General features: G+C 75.3%; 11 protein-coding genes. 10 read left to right on the top strand and 1 reads right to left on the bottom strand.

From position 1 onward, the window contains the following. Positions 1-7 precede the first annotated feature (7 nt). A complete protein-coding gene (locus ACU616_RS02990) occupies positions 8-799 on the bottom strand; it encodes a DUF3105 domain-containing protein (RefSeq protein WP_446757007.1) in 792 nt (263 codons plus the stop codon). A gap of 219 nt (positions 800-1018) precedes the next feature. On the opposite strand from ACU616_RS02990, the gene argS reads away from it, so the two are divergent. From argS to ACU616_RS02940, 10 genes are all read left to right on the top strand, one after another. Continuing rightward, positions 1019-2680 (top strand): arginine--tRNA ligase, encoded by a 1662-nt coding sequence (argS, locus tag ACU616_RS02985; RefSeq protein ID WP_446757006.1) that lies wholly within the window; start codon positions 1019-1021, stop codon positions 2678-2680. Between the two features lie 32 nt (positions 2681-2712). Then, entirely contained in the window at positions 2713-4197 is a 1485-nt protein-coding gene (gene lysA / locus ACU616_RS02980; RefSeq protein ID WP_446757005.1) for a diaminopimelate decarboxylase, read from the top strand. Next, positions 4194-5483 (top strand): homoserine dehydrogenase, encoded by a 1290-nt coding sequence (locus ACU616_RS02975; RefSeq protein ID WP_446757004.1) that lies wholly within the window; start codon positions 4194-4196, stop codon positions 5481-5483. The genes lysA and ACU616_RS02975 overlap by 4 nt, the downstream gene beginning before the upstream one ends. Beyond that, entirely contained in the window at positions 5480-6559 is a 1080-nt protein-coding gene (thrC, locus tag ACU616_RS02970) for a threonine synthase (protein ID WP_446757003.1), read from the top strand. Before ACU616_RS02975 ends, thrC begins: the two co-directional genes overlap by 4 nt. A gap of 134 nt (positions 6560-6693) precedes the next feature. Next, a complete protein-coding gene (thrB, locus tag ACU616_RS02965; RefSeq protein ID WP_446757002.1) occupies positions 6694-7590 on the top strand; it encodes a homoserine kinase in 897 nt (298 codons plus the stop codon). 247 nt (positions 7591-7837) lie between these two features. Continuing rightward, a complete protein-coding gene (rho, locus tag ACU616_RS02960; protein ID WP_446757001.1) occupies positions 7838-10057 on the top strand; it encodes a transcription termination factor Rho in 2220 nt (739 codons plus the stop codon). 191 nt (positions 10058-10248) lie between these two features. Further along, entirely contained in the window at positions 10249-10473 is a 225-nt protein-coding gene (gene rpmE, locus ACU616_RS02955) for a 50S ribosomal protein L31 (RefSeq protein ID WP_446757000.1), read from the top strand. A 105-nt stretch (positions 10474-10578) separates the two neighbouring features. Then, on the top strand, positions 10579-11658 hold the full coding sequence (gene prfA / locus ACU616_RS02950; RefSeq protein WP_446756999.1) for a peptide chain release factor 1: 1080 nt from the start codon (positions 10579-10581) through the stop codon (positions 11656-11658). Continuing rightward, positions 11655-12518, top strand: a complete 864-nt coding sequence (prmC, locus tag ACU616_RS02945) for a peptide chain release factor N(5)-glutamine methyltransferase (RefSeq protein WP_446761446.1) — start codon at positions 11655-11657, stop codon at positions 12516-12518. Before prfA ends, prmC begins: the two co-directional genes overlap by 4 nt. A 6-nt stretch (positions 12519-12524) precedes the next feature. Then, positions 12525-13166 carry an L-threonylcarbamoyladenylate synthase gene (locus tag ACU616_RS02940; RefSeq protein ID WP_446756998.1) on the top strand — a complete coding sequence of 214 codons (642 nt, stop codon included), beginning with the start codon at positions 12525-12527 and terminating at the stop codon, positions 13164-13166. The last annotated feature ends 47 nt before the right edge of the window (positions 13167-13213 follow it).

The following is a 13213-nucleotide window of genomic DNA, read 5'->3' as shown; positions in this document are numbered from 1 at the left end:
CGCGGGCTCACTGGGGGGTCGGCGTGGTCGGGGCGTCGGTGGTCATCGCGCCCGTGCCGCGGCTGCCGTCGCCGACGACCAGTGGGTCGGTCACGAACGTCGGGTTCTCGCAGCTCGCGCCGATCTCGGGGTAGTGGCCCTCGACGTCGCCGTTGAAGGTGAGGAAGTCGGCGAACTGCTCGATGCGCGGGTCGTCGGCCGAGTCGACCTTGAGCTGGTGGTTCCAGGACTGCAGGCTGACCGCGGAGTCCAGCCCCGCGTAAGGCGACATGAGCCGGCCGGAGACGCCGTCGACGAGCTCGGCCAGCTTCGCGACGTCGTCGCCGGAGACCTCGTCGGGGTTGTACGCGATCCACACCGCGCCGTGCTCCAGCGAGTGGACGGCGTTCTCGTGCCGGATGTCGACGTCGTAGACGGTGCCGGTGCAGTCGGCCCACTCGCCGTCGTGCGGCCCGCCGACCGGCGGCGACTGCTCGTAGTCGACCGGGGTGCTCACGTGCTCCTGCCCCGCGGCGTAGTCGAAGCTCTGGATGCCGGCGATCTCGTCGAGCGCGTCGATCTGCTCGGCGTCGGCCTGCCGCACCTGCACCACCGCGTAGGTGATGGCGGCGGCGGCGAAGACGACGACCGCGACGGCCGCGGCGATCAGCCCCCACGGCCGCTGCTGCGTCACCACCTGCGTCGGCGGCCGGGTGCGCCCGCGGTTGCCGGCCCGGTTCGCCGCCGGGCGGGCGCCGGAGCCCGACCGGCTCGAGCCGCCCCCGGCACGGCCGGCATCGGGCTTGCGGTCCTTGGCCACGGGCTCTCCTCGTCCTCGGGCTCCGTCGCCGTCCGGCGGCGGTCGTGTCCTCGTGTGCGGCGGCTCCGGGTGGTGCTCTCGGGCGGGGGAGCCCACGATGAGGGCCTCCGGCCCCGCGGCCGCTGCTCGTCCGCGAGTCTAGGTCGGTTCCCTCTGTGCTCCCCCGACCGCGCGGGTGCGGCGGGGAAGCGCGTCGTGTCCGCTGCCTACGATGACGCGGTGACACCGGAGCAGCTGCGAGACCTCGTGCGGACCGCGGTCGGGGCGGTCGTCGAGCGCGGCACGCTCGCCGTCGCCGTCCCCGACGAGGTCGTCATCGAGCGCCCCAGGAACCCCGAGCACGGCGACTACGCCACCAACGTCGCCCTGCGCCTGGCCAAGCCGGCCGGGCGGCCGCCGCGCGAGGTCGCGGAGGTCCTCGCCGAGGAGCTGCGTGCGCAGGCGGGCATCGCCGCGGTCGACGTCGCCGGCCCCGGGTTCCTCAACATCCGCCTCGCCCAGGGTGCGCTGGGCCGCATCGCCGTCGAGGCGGTCACCGCGGGGCAGGCCTACGGCCGCACCACGACCCTGGCCGGGCAGAAGCTGAACCTCGAGTTCGTGTCGGCCAACCCGACCGGCCCGGTGCACATCGGCGGCACCCGCTGGGCCGCGGTCGGCGACGCCCTGGGCCGGCTGCTGGAGGCCAGCGGCGCGACGGTCACGAGGGAGTACTACTTCAACGACGCCGGCGCGCAGATCGACCGCTTCGCGAAGAGCCTGATGGCCACCGCGCACGGCCGGCCGGTGCCCGAGGACGGCTACGCCGGCGACTACGTCGGCGAGATCGCCGCCCAGGTCGTCGCCGCCGAGCCCGGCGTCCTCGACCTGCCCGAGGCCGAGCAGCAGGAGCGCTTCCGCGAGCGCGGCGTCGAGCTGATGTTCACCGAGATCAAGCGCACGCTCGCCGCGTTCGGCGTCGAGTTCGACGTCTACTTCAGCGAGCGCACGCTGCACGACACCGGCGCGCTGGAGAAGGCGATCGCGCGGCTGCGGGAGAACGGCCACGTGTACGAGGCCGACGGCGCCGTCTGGCTGCGCACCACCGACTTCGGCGACGACAAGGACCGGCCGCTGGTCAAGAGCGACGGCGACCCGACCTACTTCGCCGCCGACTGCGCCTACTACCTGGACAAGCGCACCCGCGGCTTCGACAAGGTCGTGATCATGCTGGGCGCCGACCACGCCGGCTACGTCGGCCGCTACGAGGCGCTGGTGGCCGCGGTCGGCGACGACCCCGAGGCCAACCTGGAGATCCTGCTCGGCCAGCTGGTCAACCTCGTCCGCGACGGCGAGCCGGTGCGGATGAGCAAGCGGGCCGGCACCGTCGTGCTGCTCGAGGACCTCGTGGAGGCCGTCGGCAAGGACGCCGCCCGCTACGCCCTGGCCCGGGCCTCGGTCGACCAGCAGATCGACCTCGACCTGGACCTGTGGAGCCGGCAGACCAACGACAACCCGGTCTTCTACGTGCAGTACGCGCACGCCCGGATCGCCTCGGTGCTGCGCAACGCCGCCGACCTCGGGCTGTCGCTGGGCGGGACGGACGGCGTCGACGCCGGGCTGCTCACGCACGAGCGGGAGAACGACCTGCTGCGGGCGATCGGCGAGTTCCCGCGGGTGCTGACCTCGGCCGCCGAGCTGCGCGCCCCGCACCGGGTGGCCCGCTACCTCGAGGAGCTGGCCGGCACCTACCACCGCTTCTACGACGCCTGCCGGGTGCTGCCGCGCGGCGACGAGGAGGCCGGCCCCCTGACCACCGCGCGGCTGTGGCTGTGCGCGGCCACCGCCGTGGTGCTGCGCAACGGCCTGGACGTGCTCGGCGTGAGCGCCCCGGAGCGGATGTGAGGGCGCACCCGGCGGGTCCGCTGCACGGGGGCATGACCCCGCCGCCGTCGGTCGGCCTCCCGCCGGAGGACCTCGGCGCGCTCGACCCGCAGGTGTGGCCGCGCTCGGCCCGCCGCGTCGACGGCGAGCTGCACCTGGGCGGCCGGCCGGTGACCGAGCTGGCCCGCGCCCACGGCACCCCGCTGTTCGTCCTCGACGAGGACGACTTCCGCGGCCGCGCCGCCGACTTCGCCACCGCGTTCGACGGCGCCGACGTCCACTACGCCTCCAAGGCGTTCCTCTGCGGCCAGGTGGCCCGCTGGATCGCCGACGACGGCCTGCACCTGGACGCCTGCAGCGGCAACGAGCTCGCCGTCGCGCTGGCCGCAGGCTTCCCGGCGCAGCGGATCGCCCTGCACGGCAACAACAAGTCGCCGCTCGAGCTGCAGCTGGCCGTCGACGCCGGCATCGGCCACGTCGTCCTCGACTCCTTCGACGAGATCGACCGGCTGGTGCCGATGGCCGCCGCCCGGGTGGCCGCCGGCGGCACGCCCGTGCCGGTGCTGGTGCGCACCACCGTGGGCATCGAGGCGCACACCCACGAGTTCATCGCCACCGCGCACGAGGACCAGAAGTTCGGGTTCTCCCTGGCCACCGGTGACGCGCTGACCGCCGCCGTGCGCGTCATCCGGGAGCCCGCGCTGCGCCTGTCGGGGCTGCACAGCCACATCGGCTCGCAGATCTTCGACACCGCGGGCTTCGAGGCCGCCGCGCACCGGGTCGTCGGCCTCGTGGGCCAGGTGCAGCAGGCCACCGGCGAGGTGCTCGAGGAGCTCAACCTCGGCGGCGGCTTCGGCATCGCCTACCTCTCCGACGACGACCCGGTGACCCCCGCCGACGTCGCCGGCCGGCTGCGTGCGGTGGTCGCCGCGGAGTGCGCGGCACTGGACCTGCCGGTGCCGCGGCTGGCCGTCGAGCCCGGGCGGGCCATCGCCGGGCCCGGCACGGTGACCCTCTACGAGATCGGCACCATCAAGCCGGTCCGCCTCGGCAGCGGCGGCCACGGCGCGCCGCAGGTGCGCAACTACGTCTCCGTCGACGGCGGGATGAGCGACAACATCCGCACCGCCCTCTACGACGCGAGCTACACCTGCGTGCTGGCCAACCGCACCTCCGAGGCGCCGCCGGCGCTGTGCCGCGTCGTCGGCAAGCACTGCGAGAGCGGCGACGTGCTGGTGCGCGACCTGTGGCTGCCGTCGGACGTGCAGCCCGGCGACCTGCTCGCCGTCGCGGCCACCGGCGCCTACTGCTGGTCGATGGCCAGCAACTACAACTACCTGCTCAAGCCGCCGGTGGTGGCCGTCCGGGACGGCGCCGCCACCGAGATCGTGCGGCGCCAGACACTGGCCGACGTCTTCGCCCTGGACGCCGTCCTCGCGGGCACGCCCGCGCCCCCCGCCCCGTCCCAGCCCGCCCCCGAGCACGCCGTGGGAGCTCGGCCGACGAGCTCGAGAGTCGGCGTAGGAGTACAGCCGTGACACCCCTGAAGGTCGCCCTGCTCGGCTGCGGCACCGTCGGCAGCGCCGTGCTGCGGCTGGTCGAGGAGCAGGCCGACGACCTCACCGCCCGGGTCGGCCGGCCCGTCGAGGTCGTCGGCGTCGCCGTCCGCCGGCCCGACCGGCACCCCGGGGTGCCCGCCGCGATGCTCACCACCGACGCGCACGGGCTGGTCACCCGTGACGACGTCGACCTCGTCGTGGAGGTCATCGGCGGCATCGAGCCGGCCCGCTCGCTGATCCTCGCCGCCGTCGAGGCCGGCAAGTCGGTGGTCAGCGCCAACAAGGCGCTGCTGGCCGAGGACGGCGTCGCGCTGCACGCCGCGGCGGCCAAGGCCGGGGTCGACCTGTACTACGAGGCGGCGGTGGCCGGCGCGATCCCGCTGCTGCGCCCGCTGCGCGAGTCGCTGGCCGGCGACCAGATCCGCCGCGTCGTCGGCATCGTCAACGGCACGACCAACTACATCCTCTCCCGCATGGCCGAGACCGGCGCCGGGTTCAGCGAGGCGCTGGCCGAGGCCACCGAGCTCGGCTACGCCGAGGCCGACCCGACCGCCGACGTCGACGGGTTCGACGCCGCCGCCAAGGGCGCCATCCTGGCGTCGCTGGCCTTCCACAGCGCCGTCACCGCCGCCGACGTGCACCGCGAGGGCATCTCCGCGGTCACCGCCACCGACGTCGCCCGCGCCGCCGAGATCGGCTGCACGGTCAAGCTGCTGGCCATCTGTGAGCGGGTGGCGGGGGAGGACGGCGACTCGGTGGCCGTCCGCGTGCACCCGGCGATGATCCCCACCAGTCACCCGCTGGCCGCCGTGGGCGGGGCCTTCAACGCCGTCTTCGTCGAGGCCGAGGCCGCCGGGCAGCTGATGTTCTACGGTCAGGGCGCGGGCGGCGAGCCCACCGCCAGCGCCGTTCTCGGCGACCTGGTCGCCGTCGCCCGCAACCGGGTGTCCGGCGCCGCCGGGGCCGGGCCCAGCGCCTACGCCGACCTGCCGGCGCGGCCGATCGCCGAGACGCCGACGCGCTACCACGTCAGCCTCGACGTCGCCGACGTCCCCGGCGTGCTGGCGACCGTGGCCACGGAGTTCGCCCGGCACGAGGTCAGCATCGCCACCGTCCGCCAGGACGGGCACGGCGACGCGGCCACACTGGTCATCGTCACGCACAGCGCCCCGGACGCGGCGCTGTCGGCGACGATCGCCGCACTGCGGGAGGTCCCCGCCGTCCGCGGGGTCACGAGCGTGCTGAGGGTGGAGGGTCTGTCATGACGGGGACGCTGCGCGGGGCCGTCTCGCCGGTCTGGCCCGGGCTGATCGAGGCATACCGGTCGCGGCTGCCGGTCAGCGACACGACGCCGGTGGTGACGCTGCACGAGGGGGCGACCCCGCTGGTGCCCGCGGTCGAGCTGTCGCGGCGGACCGGCTGCGAGGTGTTCCTCAAGGTCGAGGGCGCCAACCCGACCGGGTCGTTCAAGGACCGCGGCATGACCATGGCTATCACCAAGGCCGTGGAGGAGGGCGCCCAGGCGGTCATCTGCGCCTCCACCGGCAACACCAGCGCGAGCGCCGCCGCCTACGCCGCGCGGGCCGGCATCGTCTGCGCCGTCCTCGTGCCCACGGGCAAGATCGCGCTGGGCAAGCTGGCCCAGGCGCTGGTGCACGGCGCCAAGCTGCTGCAGGTCGAGGGCAACTTCGACGACTGCCTGGCCCTGGCGAGCAAGTTGTCCATCGACTACCCGGTGAGCCTGGTCAACAGCGTCAACCAGTACCGCATCGAGGGGCAGAAGACCGCGTCGTTCGAGATCGTCGACGTCCTCGGCGACGCCCCCGACGTGCACTGCCTGCCGGTCGGCAACGCCGGCAACATCACCGCCTACTGGCAGGGCTACCGCGAGTACGCCGCCGACGGCGTGGCCACCCGGACGCCGCGGATGTGGGGCTTCCAGGCCGCCGGCGCCGCACCCATCGTCACCGGCCGGGTGGTCGAGCAGCCGAGCACCATCGCCACCGCCATCCGGATCGGCAACCCCGCGTCCTGGACCAAGGCGCTGGCCGCGCGCGACGAGTCCGGCGGACGGATCGACGCCGTCACCGACCGCGAGATCCTCGCCGCCTACCGCCTGCTCGCCCGCAGCGAGGCGGTCTTCGTCGAGCCGGCGTCGGCCGCGTCGGTGGCCGGCCTGCTCAAGGTGGCCGCCGCGGGCGAGCTCGAGCCGGGACGGCGCGTCGTGTGCACCGTCACCGGCAACGGGCTCAAGGACCCCGACTGGGCCATCTCCGGTGCCCCCACGCCGGTGACCGTGCCCGTCGACGCCGCCGCGGCCGCCGCGCAGCTGGGTCTCTGATGGGAGGACCACGTCCTCCCCTCCGGTCGACGAAGGACCCCCTGCCCCCCACCACTCGTGAGCTCGCGGCGGGACCATGCACGGGGCCGACCCGGGACGTGGCCGGACCGAGCGGCGCGTCCGTCCGGGTCCGCGTGCCCGCGACCAGCGCCAACCTCGGCCCGGCCTTCGACTGCGCGGGCCTGGCGCTGACCTGTCACGACGTCCTGGAGTTCGCCGTCGCCGACGCCGGGCTGGGCGTCGAGGTGTCCGGCGTCGGGGCGGGGGAGCTGCCCACCGACGAGTCGCACCTGGTGGTCCGTGCGTTCCGCGCCGCCTGTGCGGAGCTCGGCTGGTCGCCACCGGGGCTGCGGGTGGTCGCGGAGAACGGCATCCCGCAGGGGCGGGGGATGGGCTCCTCGGCGGCGGCCGTCGTCGCCGGCGCGGTCGGCGCCTGGGCGCTGTGCCCCGCCGTCGACGGCGTCGACGCGGACGCCGTGCTGCGGCTGACCACCGAGCTCGAGGGTCACCCGGACAACGTGGCGCCCTGCCTGCTGGGCGGGGCGACGCTGTCGTGGATGACCGACGGCGGTGCGCGTGCCGCGCGACTGGCCGTCCTGCCCGAGGTGCGGCCGGTGGTGCTGGTGCCCGAGGCCCGGCTGTCCACGCACGTCGCCCGCGGGCTGCTCCCCGATGTCGTCCCGCACGCCGACGCCGCCCACGCCGCCGGCCGGGCCGCGCTCCTGGCGCACGCGCTGACCCGGGAGCCGGCGCTGCTGCTCGAGGCCACCGAGGACCGCCTGCACCAGCGGCAGCGGGCCGCGGCGATGCCGGGCTCGATCGACCTGCTCGAGCGGCTGCGCGCCGCGGGGCACGCCGCGGTGGTCTCCGGCGCCGGCCCGAGCCTGCTGGTGCTCGGGGCCGGGGACCGCGACGCGGTGGTGCGCGACGTGAGCTCCCTCACCCCTCCGGGGTGGCAGGTGTACCCCGTGGAGGTGGACGGCGACGGAGCCCACGTGCTGGCGCCGGGACCTGGGGTATCGTCTCGATGACGAGGAACACACTGCCGTCCAGCAGTGTTGTCCCGTCCGTGGGGTGAGTCTAAAGTTCGGCTCAGCCGCCCCCTCGGGCGAGCCTCGCGCGGGGCGATGCAGACGTTCTCACCCGTCGTCGCTGAATCCGCTCCGCACCCACTCGATCCGCCGTCTGTCCCGCTGTCCCGTCATCCGGCCGGACAGGCAGGCGCCGGGTCACCCCCTGCGCTGGTAGGCGCAGGTCACCGCAGGGAAGGACCTGTACGTGAGCGAAACCACCGACCTCGCGACCGTCGGTGCCACCGAGGGCACCGCGGCGGGCGAGGCAGCTGCGGCCACGGGGACGGCGGGCCGGTCCCGCCGCCGCGGCAGCGGACTGGCCGGGATGCTGCTCCCCGAGCTCCAGCGGCTCGCGGCCGAGCTGGGCATCCCCGGCACCGGCCGCATGCGCAAGGGCGACCTCGTCGCCGCCATCTCCGCCCGGCAGGTCGGCGGCGAGGCCCCGGGCAGCAGCGCCCCGGCGCCCAGCGCCCCGGCCGACGGCACGACCGCCGAGGCCGCCGGTGCTCCCGCGGCGCGCGGCGTCGCGGCGACCGCCGCACCCCTCGAGGCCCCCGTCAGCGGCGGGGCCAACGGCGGGCCGCTGACCGCCTCGCCCACCACCGACGGCGCCGGGAGCACGCCCCGCCGCCGCCGTGCGGCCAGCCGCCCCGCCGGCGCGCCCACCGAGGCGGGCGCCGAGCCGGCCCCCGCCCCCGAGCAGGCCACCGCTGCCACGCCCGCCGCCCCGCCCGCGGAGCGGACCGAGGGCGAGCGGACCGAGGGCGAGCGGACCGAGGGCGGACGCACCGACGGTCAGGACGACCGCACCGAGGACCGCACCGAGGACCGCACCGAGGACCGCACCGACGGCGACCGTCCGGCGCGTCGCGACCGCAGCCGCCGCGACAGCAACGGCAACGGCCGGGATGGCGGTCGGGCCGAGCGCGACGGCGGCAGGGACGGGGAGCGCGCCGAGCGCAACCGCGACGGCAACCGTGATGGCAGTGGTCGTGACGGCAGCGGCCGTGACGGCGAGCGGGCCGAGCGCGCCGGCCGCGACCGCGACGGCGCCCGTGACGGCGCCGGCCGGGACGGCCGCGGCCCCGACCGGGGCGAGCGCCCCGACCGCGCCGCCCGGCAGGACAACCGCACCGACCGCGGCAACGACCGCGGCGCCGACCGCGAGGACGACGACGACGACTTCGAGGGTGGCCGCGGCCGCCGGGGGCGCCGCTACCGCGACCGCAACCGCCGGGGTGGGCGCGAGCGCTTCGACCAGCCCACCGAGCCGACCGTCAGCGACGACGACGTCCTGCTGCCGGTCGCCGGCATCCTCGACGTCCTCGACAACTACGCGTTCGTCCGGACCTCCGGGTACCTGACCGGCCCGAACGACGTCTACGTCTCGCTGTCGCAGGTGCGCCGGCACGGCCTGCGCCGCGGTGACGCCATCACCGGCGCGGTCCGCCAGCCGCGCGAGGGGGAGCGCAAGGACAAGTACAACGCGCTCGTCCGCCTCGACACGGTCAACGGCCTGGACCCCGAGCAGGCGCGCAACCGGCCGGAGTTCACCAAGCTGACGCCGCTCTACCCGCAGGAGCGGCTGCGGCTCGAGACCGAGCCCCACCAGCTGACCACCCGCGTCATCGACCTCGTCATGCCGATCGGCAAGGGCCAGCGGGCGCTCATCGTCAGCCCGCCCAAGGCCGGCAAGACGATGGTGCTGCAGTCCCTCGCCAACGCGATCACGACGAACAACCCCGAGTGCCACCTCATGGTCGTCCTCGTCGACGAGCGTCCCGAGGAGGTCACCGACATGCAGCGCTCGGTGAAGGGCGAGGTCATCGCCTCGACCTTCGACCGGCCGCCGTCGGACCACACCACGGTCGCGGAGCTGTCCATCGAGCGGGCCAAGCGCCTGGTCGAGATGGGGCACGACGTCGTCGTCCTGCTTGACTCGATCACCCGCCTGGGCCGCGCCTACAACCTGGCGGCCCCCGCCAGCGGGCGCATCCTCTCCGGTGGTGTCGACTCCACGGCGCTCTACCCGCCCAAGCGCTTCCTCGGCGCCGCCCGCAACATCGAGAACGGCGGCTCGCTGACCATCATCGCCTCGGCGCTGGTCGAGACCGGCTCCACGATGGACACGGTCATCTTCGAGGAGTTCAAGGGCACCGGTAACGCGGAGATCAAGCTCGACCGCCGCCTGGCGGACAAGCGGGTCTTCCCTGCCGTCGACGTCAACGCGTCGGGCACGCGCAAGGAGGAGATCCTCATGTCGCCCGACGAGCTGGCCATCGTCATCAAGCTGCGCCGGGTGCTCGCCGCGCTCGAGCCGCAGCAGGCGCTGGAGCTGCTGCTCGGCCAGCTGCGCAAGACGCGCAACAACGTCGAGTTCCTCATGCAGGTCCAGAAGAACACGCCGGGCACCGCCCTCGACTGAGCAAGGACCCTCCTGCCCCGACCCCTCGCCGGCCCGGGTGGGGGAGGGCAGGAGGGCCCGGCGACGGGGCCCGGCCGCTCAGGGATACTGGTCGGCCGAGCCCCGCGCCACGGCCGGGGAGCGGCCGGAATGACCGGTCGGCCGCCCGCGTTCAGACAGACAGCAACGACGTCCCGGAAGAGGCCCGCATCATGAAGCCCGGTATCCACCCCGACTACCACACCACCACGGTGACCTGTGGGTGTGGGAACACCTTCACCACCCGCAGCACCGCGCCCAGCGGTCAGCTGACCGTCGAGACCTGCTCGGCCTGCCACCCCTTCTACACCGGCAAGCAGCGCATCCTCGACACCGGTGGCCGCGTGGCCCGCTTCGAGAAGCGGTTCGGCAAGCGCGGCGCCACCGCCGGCAAGTAGCACCTCCGACGGCGCCCGTCCCACCTCGCGTGGGACGGGCGCCGTCGTCGTGTCCGCCCCCGTGGGCGCTTCTGCGCAAGTGCCCGTCCTGCACGAGAGGTCCCCGTGAGCAGTCCCACCGACGCCGCACCCGACCGGCTGCGCGGGCTGCTCGAGGAGCACGCCGCGCTGGAGACCGAGCTGGCCGACCCGGCCGTGCACGCCGACCCCGGCCGCGCACGGCGGCTGGGCCGCCGCTACGCCCGGCTGGCGCCGGTGGTGGAGACGGCGCGGGCGCTCGACGCCGCCCGCGACGACCTGGCCGCCGCCCGCGAGCTGGCCGCCGAGGACTCCTCCTTCGCCGAGGAGGCCTCCGGGCTCGAGGGCCGCATCGAGGAGCTCACCGACCGGCTGCGCGAACAGCTGCTGCCGAAGGACCCCGACGACGACAAGGACGTCATCCTCGAGATCAAGGCGGGGGAGGGCGGCGCGGAGTCGGCGCTGTTCGCCGGTGACCTGCTGCGCATGTACCTGCGGTACGCCGAGCGGCGCGGCTGGGCCACCGAGGTGCTCGACGCCGTCCCCGCCGAGCTCGGCGGCTACAAGGACGTCTCGATCGCGGTGAAGTCCCGCACCGACGAGGGCATCTGGTCGCGGCTGAAGTTCGAGGGCGGCGTCCACCGCGTGCAGCGCGTGCCGGTCACCGAGTCGCAGGGCCGCATCCACACGTCCGCCGTCGGCGTCCTGGTGCTGCCCGAGGCGGAGGAGGTCGACGTCACCGTCGACCCGAACGACCTGCGCATCGACGTCTTCCGCTCCTCGGGACCCGGCGGGCAGAGCGTCAACACCACCGACTCGGCGGTCCGCATCACCCACCTGCCCACCGGCATCGTGGTCAGCTCGCAGAACGAGAAGAGCCAGCTGCAGAACCGCGAGTCGGCGCTGCGCGTGCTGCGCTCCCGGCTGCTGGCCGCCGCCCGCGAGGAGGCCGCGGCCACCGCCAGCGACCAGCGGCGCAGTCAGGTGCGCACCGTCGACCGCAGCGAGCGGGTGCGCACCTACAACTTCCCGGAGAGCCGCATCTCCGACCACCGGGTCGGCTTCAAGGCGCACAACCTCGACGCCGTCCTCGACGGCGAGCTCGACCCGGTCATCGACGCGCTCACCCGCGCGCACACCGCCGAGCTGCTGGCGGCGGGCTCCTGAACACCCGCACGCTGCTCGCCGACGCGGCTCGGCGGCTGGCCGCCGCCGGCGTCGAGTCGTCCCGCGTGGACGCCGAGCTGCTGCTCGCCCACGTCCTCGGCGTCCCCCGGACGGCGCTGCTCACCCGTGCCGACGTCGACGACGCGGCCGCCGCCCGCTTCGCCGCGCTGCTCGACCAGCGCGGCGAGCGGGTGCCGCTGCAGCACCTGACCGGGCGGGCGCCGTTCCGCCACCTCGAGCTCGCCGTCGGCCCCGGCGTGTTCGTGCCGCGGCCGGAGACCGAGCAGCTCGTCGAGTGGGCGCTCGCCCGGCTGGCCGGTCTCGACGAGCCGGTCGTCGTCGACCTGGGCAGCGGGTCGGGGGCCATCGCGCTGTCCCTCGCGCACGAGCACCCCGGCGCGGAGGTCACCGCCGTCGAGCGCGACCCGCAGGCGCTGGAGTGGACGCGGCACAACGCCGCCCTGCGGGCCGCCGCCGGCGACCGGCCGGTGACCGTGCTCGCCGGTGACATGACCGACCCCGCGCTGCTGGCCGACCTCGACGGCGTCGTCGACCTGGTGGTCTCCAACCCGCCCTACGTGCCCGACGGCGCCCGCGTGCCCCGCGAGGTCGCCGACCACGACCCGCCGCTCGCGCTGTGGGGCGGTCCCGACGGCCTCGACGTCGTCCGCGGGCTGCTGCGCACCGCCGCCCGGCTGCTGCGCCCCGGCGGCGCCCTGGGCATCGAGCACGCCGACCAGCAGGGGAGCGCGCTGCCCGCCCTGGTGCGCGGCGCCGGCGACTTCACCGACGTCGCCGACCACCCCGACCTCGCCGGCCGCCCCCGCTTCACCACCGCCCGCCGGGCCGCGCGAGACTGACCACCCGTGGCCGACGTCTACGACTGCACCGACCCCGACGCGCGCGCGGCCGGCCTGGCCGCCGCGGCCGCCGCCATCGCCCGCGGCGAGCTGGTCCTGCTGCCCACCGACACCGTCTACGGCGTCGGTGCCGACGCCTTCTCACCCGCCGCGGTCACCGGCCTGCTCGCCGCGAAGAACCGCGGCCGGGCCATGCCGGTGCCCGTGCTGGTGGGGGAGGCCTCGACCCTGGCCGGCCTGGTGCTGACCGTGCCCCCGGTCGCCACCCGGTTCGCCGAGGCGTTCTGGCCCGGTGGGCTGACCCTCGTCGTCGAGCACGCCTCGTCACTGGCCTGGGACCTCGGCGACGCCGAGGGCACGGTCGCCGTCCGCCTGCCCGACGACGACGTTGCCCGCGAGCTGCTCCGCCGCACCGGTCCGCTGGCCGTCTCCAGCGCCAACCGCTCCGGCCGGCCGGCCGCGACGACGGCCGAGGAGGCGGTCGCCCAGCTCGGCGAGCACGCCGCGGTGGTCCTCGACGGCGGCCCGCGGACCGGGTCGGCGGCCAGCACGATCGTCGACTGCACCGGTGCCGTGCCGCGGGTGCTGCGGGTCGGCGCGGTGCCCGTGGACCGGCTCCGCGAGGTCGTCCCCGAGACCACCGAGTGAGGCCCCCGGCGCCCGGCCGAGGGCCTTCGGTCCGCCTCCGGACGCAG

Source organism: Geodermatophilus sp. URMC 62, assembly GCF_052931475.1.
The sequence above is the reverse complement of the archived record's forward strand: the minus strand, read 5'-3'. Positions and strand labels throughout refer to the sequence as shown.

Bases quoted from the DNA above. Each gene is read 5' to 3' on its own strand.
- lysA (WP_446757005.1), top strand. From the start codon at position 2,713: ATGACCCCGCCGCCGTCGGTCGGCCTCCCGCCGGAGGACCTCGGCGCG.
- thrC (WP_446757003.1), top strand. From the start codon at position 5,480: ATGACGGGGACGCTGCGCGGGGCCGTCTCGCCGGTCTGGCCCGGGCTG.
- rpmE (WP_446757000.1), top strand. From the start codon at position 10,249: ATGAAGCCCGGTATCCACCCCGACTACCACACCACCACGGTGACCTGT.